Here is a 15,985-nt window from a genome sequence, read left to right as displayed (position 1 = left end):
TCCGTCATCATGCCTGTAGCACCTTTTGCCAGAGGGCATCGAGCGGCTCCTGCACGTAGCTGCGCTGCACCTCGTTGGTGAGCCACTGGGCGCGGCCGTGCAGGTAGCGCAGCTGGTCCTTGATAGCGGTGCGCTCGGCGGGCGAAGTTTCGGGCAGCTCCCACTGGGCAGACAGGGTGCCTATCTCGCGCAGCAGGGCGTCGGCATCCGGAGCGTCGTGGCCGGCGGCGCGGGGATGTTGAGCGGGCTGCGCGTCGGCGTGCACCACAGCATCAACGATGCCGACCACTACTTCGCGCTGTTCGTCGGTGTCCCAGATGTAGCGCAGCACCCACATATCGGAGGGGATAACCGTGGTGCGCTGGCACAGCAACGCGCTGGCCGCTAGCAGTCGCTGCAGCTTCACAGCCCGGCGGTCGGATACGGCTACGCCAGCTAGGCGCAGCTTGCGCACTAGGTCAGTGTAGGCCGGACGCACGGGGCCCAGATCGACCAGCGGCAGGGCTGCTTGCAGGAGCAGGATTTCCTCCGCCGTGATAGTGGGCGCTGCTTCATCGGCGCGGCGCTCCAGTTTCCAGCCAGCTTCGAGTACCTGGGCCAGGGCATCGGGGGCCACGTAGTCGCAGTGCACGCGTACCAGGAAGCGGTCGAACAGGGCTTGCAGGGCCTCATCTTCGGGCAGGTGGTTGCTGGCTCCCACCATGAGCAGTGCGGGCAGGGCGCGGGTTTCGCGCCCACGCCGAAACACCCGCTCGTTCAGGACCATCAGCAGGCTGTTGAGAATGGCGCTGTTGGCGTTCAGCAGCTCATCGAGAAAGATGAGGTGAGCTTCGGGCAGCATGCCGTCGGTGTTGGTCACGAGGTTGCCCTCGCGCAGCTGGCGGATGTCGAACGGCCCGAATAGCTCATTGGGCTCGGTGAAGCGGGTGAGCAAGTACTCGAAGGTTTTGCCTTGTAGCCGCTGGGCCAGGGCGCGCACCAAGGCGCTTTTGGCCGTGCCGGGCGGGCCCAACAAAAACAGGTTTTCGCGCCCAACCAGACAAAGGCTCATCAAGTCGATGATGTCATCCTTACCTACAAAAGTACTTTTAAGGTGGCGGGCCACGAGGTTGAGCTTCTCAACCAGCTGCCATTCTTCGGTTAGTAAATTTTCCATCTAAGCAAGGATAGTGAAGTCCGCAAAATCGGGCCATAAGGTAGCCGCGTGGCCACCCAACACCGCTTGCACTAGTGGTACCAGGTGCGGCTGGCTAGCTCGTGCCCGGTCCTTCAATTGAATAATGCGGTCGATGTAGGCTTGCCGCAGTACTGGGTGCGCCAGTACGGCAGCTTCCGCTTCCGTCGCATCAGGAGCGGTGCCCACAAATGAAAAAGGCCATTGCCGGGCCACGGTCAGCAGCCGGGACACCAGTGCATCGCCGGGCGCTAGCCCTTTGGCCAGCCGCAGCAAATCCGGCAGGTAGCGGAACGTGAGGTCGGCCGAATAAATAGCTTCGGGCGTGATTTCACCGGCGAAATCCGTCAGGCACTGCCCGATAACGGCTTCATCCAGCTCCCGCCGCACCGCTAGCTGCACGCTGTGGTACAGGAACAGAGCGGCCCAAAGCCCGGAGGGAGCATCGAAAGCAAGTGCGGCATGCGGTAGTTCCAGCACATCTTCGGCGTGGTAAGCGCGGAGGGCAATGTCGGCGGCGTGCAGGTCGTCTGGCTCAAAGGGGCCGAGCTGACCGGCCAGCGTAACGCCGCCCGTGGTCAGTAGGTCATGAAGAAAGGCAGTAAGCAACATGGAGCAGGCAAAAAGCCCATGCGGTGTGCAACTGGACTCGTCTGTACAGGGTTCTCAGATATACTAGCTTGCAAATTGCTTCTTAAAAGACGAATTGTCCCTCTCGAAACGTAACTAATATTGCCCTACCCAATGCGCTGAGCCCAGTGCTTAGACGAAACCCTCTACCCCGACTCGACGAACTGAACTCGTATGAGAAGAGAGCTGATGGTCGTATAGCTGAGGCGAGTCCCTTTCACATTCGTTGAAAGAACGTTTATAGAAGGTTATACCCGTATCTTTCTAGTGAACCGACCGCCTCCGTGAAGCGCAAGCGAAGTATCGCCTCACAAAGCTCGACGTGCCCCCGTAGCCCTTCAGAAGCACCTAGCCCTAAAGCACTTTATTGTTTCTCTAAGCAGTTTAAATAAACGCGTAAAGGAGATTGGGTTATGCCTAGGAACGTCAGATTTCTACCTTTGACTTCCATCGATAACTAGGACGCAAGAACACATTATGAAAAAGAAGCTTCTTTGCTTGTTTGCTATTTTACCAGCTTTAGAGCGTGTTTGGGAATTGAGTAAGGGCTAAAAAGAGACGAGTCAGTAAGTTGCGCGGGGAGTTCCTAGGCTTCCACGGGCATTATGGTTGATGGCTACCAACCCCTTACTGACTCGCAGTGGCAAGTTATCAAGTCGCTGCTGCCCACGCAACGACGGCGGCGCTTGTGTTTGCGGCAGGTGTTCAACGCCTTACTGTATGTGTGCCGCACGGGCTGCCAGTGGCGGGCGCTGCCCCCACAGTTTCCACCCTGGACGGCGGTTTACTACTATTTCTATCGCTGGCAACGGCTGGGTCTGTGGCAGCAACTCAATACGGTCGTCAACGCCCTGGACCGAGTCGCACACGGCCGCGAACCGACTCCGGCGCTGGCCTGCATAGATAGCCAAAGCGTCAAGCTGGCCCCGCGCATCTACGAGCACCGCGGCCTGGACGCGCACAAGCTCGTCAACGGCCGCAAACGCCAGCTCCTAGTGGATTCCGGCGGGCGTATCTGGGCCGCGCACGTGCACGCGGCCCACCGCCACGACAGCACCGGCGCCCTGGCATTGCTGCCCCAGCGGCCTTGGTGGGCACGGCGCCTGCAGCTTGTGCTGACCGATGCGGCCTACCGTGGGCGCTTTGCCCAGCAACTGCTGCGGTTGGGCCTAGTCCAACAAATTAGTAGTCGGCCGCCTACCCTGCACGGCTTCGTACCCCTGGCCCGGCGCTGGGTCGTCGAGCGCACCTTCGCCTGGCTGGCCTGCTTTCGCCGCGTCGTAGTCGATTACGAATTTACCCCCGCTAGCCATGTCACGTGGCTGTTATTGGCCAACATCACCATGTCGCTCAATCGGTCCTAAATTCCCCAACACGCTCTAAGCATCTGCCCAGACGAATGAAGCATCGCTTCTCAAAGACCAGAAAGTAACACAGGTTAAGATTTAGAGCGTGTTTGGGAATTTATGAAAACGTCGTTTCTGTCATGCTGAGCCTGCCGAAGCATCTCTACCGCTTCGTTGAAAAAGCCCCAAACGAAGCGGTAGAGATGCTTCGGCAGGCTCAGCATGACGTTCTTTTCAAATTCCCAAACACGCTCTTATCTGGGCTCTAGGCTAGCCGCTACAGAACGGTATGATATAAACGGGAATACAATTGCTTCCTCAGACGACAGTTTTTTAGCTGAAACAATCAAGCACTCCCGCGTCCAGCAGTTCAACACAGAAAATCAAGTACTGTATTCCAAAAGCACTCATTCCTCTATGAAGGATACGACCTTTTGGCGTTATCACTACAATGAAAACCATAAACTGGCGTCTGTAACCGACGGGTATACGGGGAAGGAGGTACAGCACTTGGAGTATAGTCCTTCCGGCCAATTGGTGCGTAAATCGCTGGTTGCCCCTACAGGGCAAATTATTAGTGATGAACGGTTTACTTACGATAACAGAGGCAATGAAGTAGAGTCTACTATAGACGGTAGCGGCATTGCAGGACGAGTCAAAAAAACCACATATGACCAGCAGGGCCGTCCCATTAAAGAGCAACTTTCTGATAAAGGAAAGCTCTTCTTTACTAAATTGATAGAATATCAGCCTAATGGAAAGAAGAGCAAGGTAACATTTGTGGAGCCTAGGGAGACGACCGGAGTAGAGTATATCTATGGAAGTAATAACCAGTTGTTGTCCCGACGACATTTCACGCTCAAACAGGGCCAAGAGGTTACCACTGGAATGGAAGAATTTACCTACACTCCTACTGGCCTAATAGAAACCTTCGCAGAAGACATTTTCTCTTTTAGTCATACAAAAAGGACGTTTTCTTATAAGTATAACTAACCGAAATGACCTTGTTAGTTTTATTGTAGTGGTATTGACCTCAACCCAGTCAGGGCTTTCAAATTAATTCCTTGCCTCTATAAAGTACCACGCTAGCGGCCGGCCGCGCAGGGAGGTTAAAACTGCACTTATTCCAAGAGGGCGCTTATACCTGTTGTTATGTTAAGAAATAATTCCGCGAACGCGCCTTCCTGCTTACGCTTCCAAACGGCCCCCAAAATGCTATTCGGTGTATGCCATTAAATGACTTCCAGATCACATTGGGACTAAGCCAGGAAAGATAGTGCGCAACGCTTGTCAGCGCAGCCGGTACAGGTGCAGCACGTCGGTAGCGGTCCGCGTATCATGGGGCTGTATCAGCGCCAAGCGGCGCGAATCGGCGGACCACTGCACCGTTTGAACCTCCCCATCGCCGATGGTTAGCGGCGTCTGTTGAAACGTGTCGGTATTGAGCACAAAGGCCTGCCCTTCCTCCGTCAGGTAAAACAGGTATTGCCCGTCGGGGCTGAGCACCGCCTTCGAAAACGGGCTCGGCAAGGCCCGCTCCCGCTGGCCCCTCCCCTTGCGCCAATAGCTCAGGTAGTAGCGGGTATCGTCCGGGTCCTGGCCCAGGCCCACGAGCACCGCTTCCCCCGAAGGCCGCAGACCGATCAGCTCGTCAACATACGCCTCGCTGCTGAGCCCGAAGCTTTGTGCTATGCCCCGCGGGGTATACAGGTGGTGTTCGTAGGTATTGGCCATCCACAGAGAATGATCCTGAGGTACGGCTACCGAGTAGTACAGCTGCCCCGAGCCTGGCCAGACGCCCCCTAGTAAATGGTAGTGCCCATGGCTGCGCTGGACCGCGTACAGCGTATCGGTGCGTCGCGTACGCAGATTCAGTTGCAGCAGCCCCACGCCACCTGCGTAGCTGCCATTGGTCGTATCGCCAATTTGGTACACCAATTCCTGCGGGCCCGTGAACTGCGGCTCGATCAAAAACGTCCGTGCTGGGCGAGCTACCGTGGTGATGTGCCGCGTGGTGCGGTCGTACAGCCGGATGGGATTACCGGTAAAGGTGGAGGCCAGCGCGCGAAGGTTGGGCATCGGCCGCAGTTGGTAGCTATAGGCCAACATCCGCCCATCGGGCGAAAAGGCCGGTGTCCAGCCGTAGTCAACCTGGGTAAGCTGCCGCGTATCGGTGCCCAGCAGGCTAATGGTTGGATCCTCACTACGGTCGTTGGCCGGCAAGGGAGGCGGAGGTGGCCCGTCGTGATTGGCCGGCTGGCGCTGGTACTGCAGCACCAGTGCCAGTTCCGAGGTGCGGGGCGCAAAGGCTAGATCCAGAATATACCGGCTGGCCTGATGCCAGGAGAAGTATGCCTCGACTACCGGCGTGGCGGCCACCGACGCGTTGGCTACTGCAGGCTGCGGGGCTAGGTCCTGCTCTGCCGCGGCTGGAGCCTCTTTCGCCTGTTGCTGACAAGCAAAGCAGCTACTCAGTAGGCCATACAGCAGCCATTGGGGTGGTCTCATACCAGGGAAAGCGAGGGAAAGTCGGACGATAAAGCGCTGGCCCGATGTAGACTAGGAATGCGGCATATAACCGTCAGCAAAAGCAAATACACCGCCTGTAAATACCATGAAGTAGTAGCCATTGGAAGCCATGTTCAAACGAACTCTATTTATGAAGTCACTTGGCTGAATCATACTTTTTCATCAAGTATACTACTGAAACCGTTTAAGGCCAGTGAAAGAGTAGAAAAAAATAGCTTGGTTGTATCCTTGTATGTAGTTTATTATATGCCATTTAACCTGTGGATTGTAGTGGCTAAAGACATACTTAGATCAAGATAGCCAATGATTTCATTGTTAAAACTTAAATCACAACTAGATTTACAACTAAAATAACAACCGGTACTAGTTCAACCATAGCAACATGATCTACACGGTAGGGGGCATCAAAGGAGGTAGTGGTAAGACTACTATAGCAACGAATCTAACAGTCTACTTACTTCAGCAGGGTAGAGACGTCATACTCATTGATGCAGATGACCAAGAATCATCGACAGACTTCACGTCGTTCCGCCATCAGACACTTAACGGAGACTTAGGATATACGACAGTCAAGGTAACAGGCCGGGAGCTCAACGCCCAGGTACAGCGTCTGGCTACTAAATGTGATGACATCGTTATCGATACTGGTGGTCGTGATACGGTAAGCCAACGATCCGCACTAACCATCTCCCATGTGTACCTAGTGCCCTTCGCTCCTCGCTCGCTCGACATCTGGACGTTGCGCAAAGTGGAGAACTTGATTGCTGAAGTAGCCCCTTTCAATGCTGGCCTTCGCTCGCTGACGTTTATTAATAAGGCAGATCCACGCGGTACCTACCGGGAAGAAGCCGCAGAGCTACTGCGTGACTCAGAGTACCTACAGTTTCTGGAAACGGCTGTGGGTAATCGTATATCCTTTGCTAACGCCGCCGCCTCTGGATTGGGAGTTTTGGAAATGAAGCCAGCAGATGATAAAGCTACTTCCGAGATAAGGGAGCTGTGTGCCAGTGTGCAAGCTGCTATGGGTACTTCTACAGATGCAACTAAAATCACAATCTGATTTACAACTAAATCTACTTGCAAATTTAGAACCTGTAAGACAACTCTTTTAGGAACCTACTATCATGAAAAAACCAAAGCTTGGCCTCCCTCCTACTTCACCTACTAGACTCACCAATGCCGCCATGCAGGAGATGATCAGCAAGGGTGGCTCTGTGCTCGAAACGTCAGTATCTGCCCCTGCTAAAACAACCCCTGAAGAGGATAAGCTCAAGTCTTTTACCTTCAAAATTTACGAAAGCGAATTAGCTCAGATCCGCGCTATTCAAGATAGCTTACCTAAGCGCGACCGGATTTCCATTCACGATTTCGTTGTAGCAGCTGTGAAGGAGAAGATTGCCAAAGAGAATAAGAAGCAGAACTAAAATAACTTGCGGTATAAGTTGCAGATATAGTTGTAAATTAAGTTGCGGTATTGGGCGGTATTAAATGCTGTTTCAGGGATTTACCATGCTGCTCAAGCATGAATTCCCTGAACACTGTCAGGTTCTCCGTTTGCCTACTAATTTCCAAAGCTGCAAAGTAGTCAGCCTTATCCTCCCGGAAGACCACGGTGAGTGGTTGACCATAGTAGCGCTGCACGTAGTTCATCAGTAGGCGAGAGGTGCGGCCGTTGCCATCATTAAATGGGTGGATGCTGACCAGCTGCTGATGAGCGTCGAAAGCTATGTGTAGTTGCTCCTGCAGGGTAGATGCCTTCAGCATACGTGCGCTGAGTTGCCGAGTAAGCTGTCCAACTAAGTCAGGTACTTTCTGGGCATTGGGAAATGAACTCGCTCCCATGATAGAGACTTTGTCCAAACGAAAGTCGCCGCGGCTGGCATCGGTGCTCCCCAAGATGCTATGGGTCTGTAGCCCGGTTGTGCGCATGACGGCGCCCGCCAGTTCCTGCAATAGGTCAGGTGTGGGCAGGCGCTGCTCATTTGCCAGGCGCAAAGCCAAGTCCAGTGCCTGCGCGTGGTCCGCCAGCATGTCGTAGCCGTCCCAAGGAAGACTTTTATCGACTTTTGCCTCATCGCCTACCAGGAAATCAAAGGCGGATTGCACAGTTACCCGGGAGCCTTCAATCATCGTCGAATGAGCTGAGACCAGCACGTGGTTCAACTGCTCTCGCGTCAATTGCTCTTTGGGACTCAGTTGCTGTACTAAAGCCGTAAGTCGTTCAATCTCCTCCCAACTCATGCCGCTATCGCTTGGCGCAGAGTGTCCAAGTCAACGGTGGCCAGCGACACCGGGTATTCCAAGCCCGACACGTGAATCACTTGATGTGCCCAGGCGGCCAGATCGTGCGCGTAGATGACAGGGCGGTCAGCCGCATCATGGTACACTGTCTTGCCCTGCATAAAGGCTTCTACGCTGGCCCGTAGCGGCGTCGGCACATCGTCCAAGGCTTTGTCCTGGGGATTGGTAAGTAAGTGCGTCAGGTAGGCCCGGAGTGCGCGGTAGGCTTCTTGGCTGTGCGGTGTCATGGTGGGGGGAGGGGAGAAGCAGTAGGCTTAACTGGTTTTAGCGGATGACTTTAGCCCCAAGACAGTAAGCAGCAAGCCGGCCGGGTTCTTGTCCGCCTTGATTTTATCCGTCTTCAGACGATACATGAATTTGAATAGCTCATTTACGAGATTCTCGTCGCCGATGATCTGTGCTATAAGCTTGGCGTCTTTGATGCCCAGCGATTCCAGATGGCGGCGGGCCATCAAGATCTTTGCTTGTTCAGGAGATTCATCAAAAGGAATCGGCAGTTGCTTTGGCTGCTGCTTGGTAACGTAGAAGCGTACGGCGTGAAAAGAGCGGCCTTGCTTGAGCAAGGTGTATCCAATTTTTAGCTCAGTATTTTCGTTTATCTGACGCACAGCAATGTCCAGCACTTTGGCCTTCAGGTCACTGATGCGCTGAAACTGCTCGGGCTCTTTACCCTTCGGATCCTTGAGCTTAAGCATAAGCTTAAACTCCTCCAGATCGTAGGTTTTCGTCTCCCCAATGTCCTTCCACTGCGAAGCCAGCTGGTAGATGCGTTTGGCATACTTGCTGGATATCTTTAGGGCGGAAAAGAGCTGGTAGGAAGTGAAGTTGTTTTTCAACTCAAACAAATAGGGCCGGATATCTTCCGAAAGGCGAATACGCAGGAACCCCTGACCTTTGACGTACTCTACCTTCTGAAACATCCAGAGCTGTACGTACGACTGATCATTCTCTACCTCGAACATCCGAGAGCCCATGGATTCAGTAGCTTCCCGAAGTTGCTTATAGTGCCATTCCCGCCCCGTCATGGCCACCACTTCATTCATGTGAATCTGGTATTCCTGGTTCGGTAAGTCTTCACGGCGAAGTTTGGAGAGCAGGAAGAACAGCAGGTCTAGCTGGCAAGCAGTGTAGTCGTAGCGAGCTGTCGTAATGGCATTGTGTTGCCTGACTTCCAGTGATTCAGAAGGCTCCATAGCGAGGTGGAATAGGGGACAAATATAGAAAATATACGAAAAACTACAGTTGTTTTTATAGGGCGTTTTTAACTGATAAAAGGTAGTAGTTTGATTTAGATATGACTGATAAAAAGTCGTTTTAAACTGATAAAAAGTCGTAGTTCACTGATAAAAAGTCGTTTTAAACTGATAAAAAGTCGTTTAATAGTGCGGTAACTAGTATATAATCAATAGGTTATGAGCCCTGCAAATAGACAAATAACTAAAAATACACAAGTTGATGATTCGCGCGCAAGAGCAAAAGGATAGCTTTTAAGGTGTGGTATATACGACACAACAAGGGAGAAAAAGCAACAAAACAGAAAGCACAAAAAAGCTCAAAACCGCATTATGTGATTGCACTTTTTTAATACTTTATTGTGCTTTTATTACCTAGCGTTTCCCCGTTCTAAATAACTACTTCTCAGAAATAGACCCGGCATATCAACCTACGAATTTACTACACTAACCTTCGCAAATACGTCCAAAGCTTATTACGACTTTTTATCAGTCAATGCTACCTACTAGCTCGCACTCAAGTGCCTTCTAGCTGATTGCCTTGGCTTCACGACATGCAGTCAGTAATAACTGACCACTTAACTGATAAAAAGTCGTTTTTCAGTATGGCTAACATTATCGGCCTTGGTTAAAAGTTTGCCGTAAAGATACTGTGATGGCAAGCAAGGGCTAGGCCGCATTTATTTATCTTCGACTTCCTCAAGGAGGGCGTGCGCGTTCATCCTGTGTAGCCTCGGCTCACTTCTGTGGCCGGGGCTATTTCATGTCTGCTCTGGTGGGCCGTGGGATAGTCGGGATTATACGCTTGATCGTTTTTCCAGAGCGAGTAGCAGAGCACGAGCAGTTTGCGCATGACAGCAATGACGCCCGGCTTGCCGCTGGGGTGACGCGTACGCAAACGGGCATAAAAGGCGATTTGCCGCGGGTTATGGCGCAGGCTGCTGAGCGCGGGCAAATAGAGCGCCGTGCGCAGGCGCGTGTTGCCGCGCTTGGAAATGCGGGTGGCATGCGCCGAGAGGCCGCTTTGCCGCTGCACCACGTCCAGGCCGGCATAGGAAGCGAGTTGACGCTCATTCTCGACCAGGGCAAAGCCGCTGGTTTCGGCTACCACGATGATGGCTGTCGTCAGCCCAATGCCGGGAATGCTCGTCAACTGCGTCAACTTGCGCGCCAGCTCCGGCTCGGCCGCCAGCAGTTCCGTCAGGTCCTGGTCCAGCGCTGCCAACTGCTGCAGGATAAGTTGCTGCTGGGCCGCCAGGCGTGCCAATGTTCGGCTATCGGGCTGGTAGCTATGCTGGTAAGCATGTACGCGGGCTTTGAGCTGCGCCCCTTGCTTGGTCAGCACCTGCCGCTCGCGGGCCAGGGCCCGCAGCTGCCGCAGCGCCGGCGTGGGCGGCTGCCAGGCAGGCAGCGCCCGCTCCAGACCCAACCGGCAGAGCAAGCGCGCGTCCAGCTGGTCGGTCTTGCTTTTGAGTTCCGTGCTGCGGGCAAAATGCTTCACCTTATTGGGCAACAGCACGCTGAGTAGCTGCTGCTGATCGGCTAAAAAGTACGCTAGCTCCTCGTAGTAGACGCCGGTGGCTTCGACCACAAACCACAGCGGAACGGCAACCGCTTGCTGCCGGGCCACCCAGCTGAGCAGGCTGGCAAAGCCGCCCAGCGTGTTTTCAAAGGTAGTTTCCTTGCCAAAGAGCAACTGCTGGTGGCCGTCCACCTGGCCAAAGCAGGCGACAAAGGAGCTCTTGGCAATGTCGATTCCGACAACGTACTTGAGCGGGGGAATCAGGGGTTTTGCGGAGGGCATTGGGCAAGCAGTAAGCAGATTAAACCATCAGCCGGCCAGGGTTTTGCCACAACTTGTCTCGTACAAATACGGGATACCCGCACGCGGCTTAGGTTCCCTCCATACTGTGCAGTCTTCAGGCAAAACGGAAGCAGGGCACGCTTTCTTTGTAGCAACGTCAAGGCCGCAGCCGCGCGTTTGGTTAAACGTGGTGACCCTGCTTCCTGCGCCAGCTGCCCTTCACCGAAAGGCATCGCAATCATACGAAGTTAAACGAGCGGCCACTCGATAGGTGTGTCTACGCCCGCTGCGCCGTTTAGGTGGGGGCGAGAAAGGTACACCTTGCCGGCCCCCACAAATTGAGGACTGCGGGATAGGCCAAGCTGGGGCCAGAAAGTGGGTTCACCTGCTTACCTTCGTGGCCCCACCTTGTTGACCCGTTTGTATGCATTTCGGCTATGCCCGCGTCTCGGCCAGAGACCAACACCTCGACACTCAGCTCGACCAACTCAAGGCCGCCGGCGTCGACCGCCTGTTTCAGGAAAAAATCAGCGGCACCACCACGCAGCGCCCGGTGCTCACCGAGTTGCTGGCCACCTTGCGCGCCGGCGACACGGTGACCGTGGCCCGGCTCAACCGGCTGGGCCGCAACAGCGCCCACATCATGCAGGTCGTGGCCGACCTGCACGAGCGCCAGGTGCGCTTCGTCGCCTTGGACCTGGGCATCGACACGGCCACACCGGCCGGACGGCTGGTGCTGGGCATTTTCGCCGCGCTGGCCGAGTACGACCGCGAGAGCATCCGCGAGCGGGCCACGGCGGGCATCGCCCTGGCCAAGGCGCAGGGCAAGCACCTGGGCCGCCGCGCGGGAGTGGACGCCACGAAGCTGGCCAAGGTGCAGGCCTGCCTGGCCGCCGGCATGTCGGTGCACCAAACTGTGGCCGCCACGGGCGTCAGTGAGTCGAGCGTCAAGCGCTACCGGCGCCAGCTGGCCCCGTAAGTCCGTGCGCTACCTCCCGCTACTCGACGACGCCCAGCGGCGGGCGTTCGACCACCCGCCCAAGTGGACCGCGGCCCAGCGCAAGCTCTACTGCAGTGTGCCCGACTGGGCCGCCCAGGTGCTCGGCAGCCTGGTGACGTCCCACAGCCGGGGCGGTTTCGTGCTGCAGGTGAGCTATTTTCAGGCCACCGGCCGCTTCTTCTCCACCGACCGGTTTCGGGCCGCCGACGGCGCGTACGTGCAGCAGCGCTACCGCCTAGGCGCGGTCGAGTGGGCGCGCTACGACAAGGCCACCCGCTTTCACCACCGCCAGTTGATTCTGCAGCAGTTCGGCGTGGCCCCCTTCGAACAGGTCGAAGCCGCCGTGCGCGCGCAGGTGACCCACTTCGCACGCCAGCAGATGAACCCCGTGGCCGTATTTCGCTCGGCCGTGGATACGCTGCGGGCCCGCCGCTGGGAAGTGCCTACATACGCTGCGCTGGCCGGCGTCGTGACCGAGGCCTTCCGCACGGTCGAGCAGCAGTTGACCACGCAGTTGGCCGCGTTGCTCACACCCGCCGTGCGCCAGCAGCTGGATACCTTGTTTAGGGTGTTGTTAAACAATTAGGGCAAAACCTCCGATTCGGAAGTGGAGCAGCCCCAATGCTGCTTATAAGGCACAAATGCGCCGTAAAAATAGCGAGGGACGATAGTTTTACACGTCCCTTAAAGCCATCGAAAGAAGCTAGCGAAAACGAACGTTTACGCTATCGTTCACGCCGTTATTCCATGTAGGGGTTCTTTTAGCAAGTGGACATAATTCTACGCTAAGCCAGGTAAGCTCAGCAGTTGGCATTCATTTACTGGGCGTAAAATTTGTTTTAGTGCAGGGGGTCATTGTCTGCACGTAGAAAATACCATCGAAGAAATTGGGCCAATTCGCATACTGCGTTTGGTGCCGGATGCCTTGCATGGCAAAATACTCGGGCGGTTGGCCCACGAGTTGCGCCCGTAACGGTTGGAAATCCAGGAAGCCATAGGCCAGGTTAGCAGGTAGCCAGCTTTCCAAACTGTTTTTAACAGGTGGGCTTAGCGCAGTAGCCGTTGCGGCAACCGTGCGCTGGCTGCTGCCCATACGAGAGATAAAGCCGACGATATACGTTTGCTGACGATTGTGCGGGAGGTCCATGAATACCTGTCCCATGGGATGCAACGCCTCGTTATCGGCGCGCAGTTGCGCTTGCTCAGCGGGGGTGAACCGAGACTGCACCAAGTAGTCGCTCCCCCGGCCTTTCACTAGGTGGGCACTGGCGGCCCACACGATGATTTTTTCGTTCTTGAACTGCGTATTGGCTAACCAGTCTAGGTTCGCGGCCATCTGGGCATCGCGCACATTGTAGGTGGCCGTGCGGTCCTCCGTGTACACCGCGCTTTCCTGCGCAAGGGCATAAAGATTGCGCAGGAGCAGCCGGTTAAACGCTTCGGCGGGCGTGCCGTCGGTCACTGGCAATTGCGCCGTGAGGGTATCCAGACACGTTTCAAAACGCCTTAATTTGCCTCTTTTATCCTTAATAGCCTTAATAGCCCGTGCCTTATCTGGATTATCCAAATCCAGCTTCCCGGTGATGAAATTGCTGGACACCAGCAGCGTGTCTAAAAAGGGCCGAAAGAAATGCCGGTAAGTGGTGGTCTGCAGAAAGGGCAAGCGGTGGTGCACTAAGTAAGTGTGGAAATAAGTTGGAAACTGTTGTCGACTGTAGTCCGAGTAGAGTTGATTGTCAAAGCCGGTGATACGCAGGGGACGTGCGCTGCGCGTAGTATGGGGCACGTACTCGTACAACAAATGGTCACATTGCTGGCAGCCAGCCCAGTAGGGGTGAATAGTGGTGTGCAAAAAGGCTGCCTGCCGGTCAGCCGCCGTGGCTACCTGCTCCCAGCCGTGATTTAGCGCAAACAGGTCGCCCTCAAAGGCGAGTACCGTGAAGGCCTTCTGCTCATGCAGGTAGCGCACCAGCCGACTTTTGGCCAAGAAGGTCGCGCCATCTCCATGGTCCTGCTCCCCCAGCATCACAATGCGGGCCTCGCCGATGGCCTGTCCTACCACGGCTAAATCCGCGTTGTCGTTGTAGTCGGGCTGAATGGAAACAATAGGGGCCACGTGCGCTTGCACATACTTTTTGACCCGCGATTGCGCCTTTCCTGGCAGACTAAACAACCCGAGTAGGGTAATGAGTGGCAGGTAACGAAGCGGTAGCATAAGGAAAAAGTGAGTTTCTAGAGAATCAGATACCTCGCGCAGCTGGCTAGTTGCACCTCGGCACCTTCCATGAGCCAGGGGAAGCAATTAATTGCCAGACACGGGTGGTAACTGCCCCGTGGGGACCCCCAAGTGGGCGAGGTAACGGTAAATGGTGGCGCGGCCCACGCCGAGGAGCTGGCCGATTTCGGCTACGGTCTTGTCCTGCTGCAGGTAGAGGGTCTTCGCCGCCTGGGCTTTGGAGAGGGCCTCCTTCGACAGCCCCTTGGGCCGGCCGCCCTGCCGGCCGCGGGCGCGGGCCGCCGTCAGTCCCGCCTTGGTTCGTTCGCGGATGATGTCGCGCTCAAACTCGGCCAGCGAGGCAAACAGGTTAAACATGAGCCGGCCCTGGGCCGTGGTCGTGTCCAGGTGGTCCTGCAGGCTGACGAAGTGCACCCCCTGGTCCTGAAACCCGGTCACCAACGCGACCAGGTCCTTGAGCGAGCGGCCCAGCCGGTCGAGTTTCCAGACCACGAGCGTATCGCCGGGCCGCAGCCGGGTCAGCAGGTGCTGCAGGGCCGGGCGTTCTTTCACCGAGGACACTTTCTCCTGGGCCACCTCCACGCAGCCGTAGGCCTGCAAGGCATCGGTCTGCAGGTGTAGGTGCTGGTCGGAGGTACTCACGCGGGCATAGCCGAAAATCATCGCCATTATTCTCAAGAAGTCAATGGGGGCGAAGATAGCGAGCCGTTGATTGGTGAGAACAGGAAATGAGACAATCTTTGGTAGCTTTTCGACTCGTCAGAAAGCCGAAGCGGGTGGGCCGCTAAAACGGCCGTTTCGCGAGACACCTTTTTGCCGCCCCATGCCCGCTACCTTTCTCTCCGAGGCCGAGCGCCTCCGCTACCAGCAGTTGCCCTCCTCCGTGCCGGAAGGCGCGTTGCGCCAGCACGGCCAGCTGTCGGAGGCCGACCAGCACCTGCTACGCGGGCAACGCCGGGACGTCAACCGGCTCGGGTGCGCCGTGCAGTTGGTCGTGCTGCGCGTGTTCGCCCACTTGCCCGAGCGCTGGTGGACGCAGGTGCCCGCCGTCCTACTCGACTTTGTGGCGGTACAACTGGCTGTGGATGCCGGCGTATTTTCCGCCTACGGCCAGCGCGAGGCCACCGTGTACGAACACTTTCAACAGGTACTCGGGCACCTGGGCTGGCGGCGCTGGCAGCCACTGCTCGATACGCCGGTGCTGGAAGCGTGGCTGCTGGAGCAGGCGCTTGCGCACGACCAGGAGCGGGTGCTGCTGGAACTGGCCTGCCAACGACTGCGCCAGCAGCAGTTGGTGCGCCCGTCCGTAGTGGAGCTGGAGCGCCTGATTGGCTCGCTCGTGGAGCAAGCGCACACGGAAACGTACCGTCGGCTGGCCCCGGTGCTCACGCCCACCGTGGAGGCGCAGCTCGATGCCCTGCTCGTGGTGGAGGACCCGGAGCGGCGCACCCGCCACGGCTGGCTCCTGCAGCCGCCCACCCGCAGCACGCCGGCCACCATCCGCGCCACGCTGGACAAGCTGCGCTTTTTGCGGGCGCTGGGGGCGGGCGAGTGGAACCTGGCGGCCCTGCACCCGAACCGGCAAAAGCGGTTGGCGGGCCTGGCCCGCCACCGCAGCAACCAGGCGCTGCAGCGCCTGGCCCCGGCCAAGCGCTACCCGCTGCTGCTGGCTTTTGGCCGCGAGATGCTGCTCGAACTCACCGACCTGGTGCTGAAGATGGCGGACGAATACT

The 15,985-nt window shown here is 56.3% G+C and carries 15 protein-coding genes and 1 pseudogene; 7 read left to right on the top strand and 9 right to left on the bottom strand.

The genetic code is table 11. The annotated features are described in order from the left end of the window. Positions 1 to 7: 7 nt before the first annotated feature. Together LRS06_RS25005 and LRS06_RS25000 are read right to left on the bottom strand one after the other, a co-directional pair. A complete protein-coding gene (locus LRS06_RS25005; RefSeq protein ID WP_257873944.1) occupies positions 8 to 1,156 on the bottom strand; it encodes an AAA family ATPase in 1,149 nt (382 codons plus the stop codon). After that, positions 1,157 to 1,786, bottom strand: a complete 630-nt coding sequence (locus LRS06_RS25000; RefSeq protein WP_257873943.1) for a hypothetical protein — start codon at positions 1,784 to 1,786, stop codon at positions 1,157 to 1,159. A 623-nt stretch (positions 1,787 to 2,409) separates the two neighbouring features. On the opposite strand from LRS06_RS25000, the gene LRS06_RS24995 reads away from it, so the two are divergent. Together LRS06_RS24995 and LRS06_RS24990 are read left to right on the top strand one after the other, a co-directional pair. Next, entirely contained in the window at positions 2,410 to 3,168 is a 759-nt protein-coding gene (locus LRS06_RS24995) for an IS5 family transposase (protein ID WP_257869755.1), read from the top strand. 399 nt (positions 3,169 to 3,567) lie between these two features. Next, the gene (locus tag LRS06_RS24990; protein WP_257873942.1) at positions 3,568 to 4,143 is read left to right on the top strand and encodes a hypothetical protein; all 576 of its coding nucleotides are present in this window, start codon (positions 3,568 to 3,570) and stop codon (positions 4,141 to 4,143) included. A gap of 297 nt (positions 4,144 to 4,440) precedes the next feature. Here LRS06_RS24990 and LRS06_RS24985 read toward each other — a convergent pair whose 3' ends face one another. Then, positions 4,441 to 5,658 carry a hypothetical protein gene (locus LRS06_RS24985; RefSeq protein WP_257873941.1) on the bottom strand — a complete coding sequence of 406 codons (1,218 nt, stop codon included), beginning with the start codon at positions 5,656 to 5,658 and terminating at the stop codon, positions 4,441 to 4,443. A gap of 403 nt (positions 5,659 to 6,061) precedes the next feature. Between LRS06_RS24985 and LRS06_RS24980 the strand changes: the two genes are divergently transcribed. Together LRS06_RS24980 and LRS06_RS24975 are read left to right on the top strand one after the other, a co-directional pair. Further along, a complete protein-coding gene (locus tag LRS06_RS24980) occupies positions 6,062 to 6,739 on the top strand; it encodes an AAA family ATPase (protein ID WP_257873940.1) in 678 nt (225 codons plus the stop codon). A 64-nt stretch (positions 6,740 to 6,803) separates the two neighbouring features. Then, positions 6,804 to 7,103 carry a hypothetical protein gene (locus LRS06_RS24975; RefSeq protein WP_257873939.1) on the top strand — a complete coding sequence of 100 codons (300 nt, stop codon included), beginning with the start codon at positions 6,804 to 6,806 and terminating at the stop codon, positions 7,101 to 7,103. A 37-nt stretch (positions 7,104 to 7,140) separates the two neighbouring features. Here the strand turns inward: LRS06_RS24975 and LRS06_RS24970 are convergent, their stop codons facing one another. From LRS06_RS24970 to LRS06_RS24955, 4 genes are all read right to left on the bottom strand, one after another. Further along, positions 7,141 to 7,920 carry a Fic family protein gene (locus LRS06_RS24970; RefSeq protein WP_257873938.1) on the bottom strand — a complete coding sequence of 260 codons (780 nt, stop codon included), beginning with the start codon at positions 7,918 to 7,920 and terminating at the stop codon, positions 7,141 to 7,143. Further along, positions 7,917 to 8,117 carry a hypothetical protein gene (locus tag LRS06_RS24965; RefSeq protein ID WP_257873937.1) on the bottom strand — a complete coding sequence of 67 codons (201 nt, stop codon included), beginning with the start codon at positions 8,115 to 8,117 and terminating at the stop codon, positions 7,917 to 7,919. Before LRS06_RS24965 ends, LRS06_RS24970 begins: the two co-directional genes overlap by 4 nt. Before the next feature lie 117 nt (positions 8,118 to 8,234). After that, on the bottom strand, positions 8,235 to 9,173 hold the full coding sequence (locus LRS06_RS24960; RefSeq protein ID WP_257873936.1) for a replication initiation protein: 939 nt from the start codon (positions 9,171 to 9,173) through the stop codon (positions 8,235 to 8,237). 757 nt (positions 9,174 to 9,930) lie between these two features. Beyond that, positions 9,931 to 11,016 (bottom strand): IS110 family transposase, encoded by a 1,086-nt coding sequence (locus tag LRS06_RS24955; protein ID WP_257873641.1) that lies wholly within the window; start codon positions 11,014 to 11,016, stop codon positions 9,931 to 9,933. Between the two features lie 424 nt (positions 11,017 to 11,440). Here LRS06_RS24955 and LRS06_RS24950 point away from each other — a divergent pair, with 424 nt between their 5' ends. Beyond that, positions 11,441 to 11,995, top strand: a complete 555-nt coding sequence (locus LRS06_RS24950) for a recombinase family protein (protein WP_257873935.1) — start codon at positions 11,441 to 11,443, stop codon at positions 11,993 to 11,995. 4 nt (positions 11,996 to 11,999) lie between these two features. Beyond that, positions 12,000 to 12,602 carry a DUF4158 domain-containing protein gene (locus LRS06_RS24945; protein ID WP_257873934.1) on the top strand — a complete coding sequence of 201 codons (603 nt, stop codon included), beginning with the start codon at positions 12,000 to 12,002 and terminating at the stop codon, positions 12,600 to 12,602. Between the two features lie 228 nt (positions 12,603 to 12,830). Here LRS06_RS24945 and LRS06_RS24940 read toward each other — a convergent pair whose 3' ends face one another. Next, a complete protein-coding gene (locus LRS06_RS24940) occupies positions 12,831 to 14,132 on the bottom strand; it encodes an erythromycin esterase family protein (protein WP_257873701.1) in 1,302 nt (433 codons plus the stop codon). A 186-nt stretch (positions 14,133 to 14,318) separates the two neighbouring features. Next, on the bottom strand, positions 14,319 to 14,921 hold the full coding sequence (locus tag LRS06_RS24935; RefSeq protein ID WP_374679463.1) for a recombinase family protein: 603 nt from the start codon (positions 14,919 to 14,921) through the stop codon (positions 14,319 to 14,321). A gap of 154 nt (positions 14,922 to 15,075) precedes the next feature. On the opposite strand from LRS06_RS24935, the pseudogene LRS06_RS25715 reads away from it, so the two are divergent. Next, a pseudogene (locus LRS06_RS25715) lies at positions 15,076 to 15,528 on the top strand (DUF4158 domain-containing protein); the annotation flags it as partial. Positions 15,529 to 15,985: the final 457 nt, after the last annotated feature.

Source organism: Hymenobacter sp. J193 (assembly GCF_024700075.1).
In the GTDB taxonomy this organism is placed as follows: domain Bacteria; phylum Bacteroidota; class Bacteroidia; order Cytophagales; family Hymenobacteraceae; genus Hymenobacter.
Note: the sequence above shows the minus strand (reverse complement) of the source record. Positions and strands in the feature narration are given on the sequence as shown.

What these genes read in the sequence shown, in the direction of transcription:
- LRS06_RS24975 (WP_257873939.1), top strand. Translation starts at nt 6,804, where the DNA reads ATGAAAAAACCAAAGCTTGGCCTCCCTCCTACTTCACCTACTAGACTC.
- LRS06_RS24950 (WP_257873935.1), top strand. Translation starts at nt 11,441, where the DNA reads ATGCATTTCGGCTATGCCCGCGTCTCGGCCAGAGACCAACACCTCGAC.
- LRS06_RS24970 (WP_257873938.1), bottom strand. Translation starts at nt 7,920, where the DNA reads ATGAGTTGGGAGGAGATTGAACGACTTACGGCTTTAGTACAGCAACTG.
- LRS06_RS25005 (WP_257873944.1), bottom strand. Translation starts at nt 1,156, where the DNA reads ATGGAAAATTTACTAACCGAAGAATGGCAGCTGGTTGAGAAGCTCAAC.
- LRS06_RS24960 (WP_257873936.1), bottom strand. Translation starts at nt 9,173, where the DNA reads ATGGAGCCTTCTGAATCACTGGAAGTCAGGCAACACAATGCCATTACG.
- LRS06_RS24935 (WP_374679463.1), bottom strand. Translation starts at nt 14,921, where the DNA reads ATGGCGATGATTTTCGGCTATGCCCGCGTGAGTACCTCCGACCAGCAC.
- LRS06_RS24980 (WP_257873940.1), top strand. Translation starts at nt 6,062, where the DNA reads ATGATCTACACGGTAGGGGGCATCAAAGGAGGTAGTGGTAAGACTACT.
- LRS06_RS24990 (WP_257873942.1), top strand. Translation starts at nt 3,568, where the DNA reads ATGAAGGATACGACCTTTTGGCGTTATCACTACAATGAAAACCATAAA.
- LRS06_RS25000 (WP_257873943.1), bottom strand. Translation starts at nt 1,786, where the DNA reads ATGTTGCTTACTGCCTTTCTTCATGACCTACTGACCACGGGCGGCGTT.
- LRS06_RS24995 (WP_257869755.1), top strand. Translation starts at nt 2,410, where the DNA reads ATGGTTGATGGCTACCAACCCCTTACTGACTCGCAGTGGCAAGTTATC.
- LRS06_RS24985 (WP_257873941.1), bottom strand. Translation starts at nt 5,658, where the DNA reads ATGAGACCACCCCAATGGCTGCTGTATGGCCTACTGAGTAGCTGCTTT.
- LRS06_RS24955 (WP_257873641.1), bottom strand. Translation starts at nt 11,016, where the DNA reads ATGCCCTCCGCAAAACCCCTGATTCCCCCGCTCAAGTACGTTGTCGGA.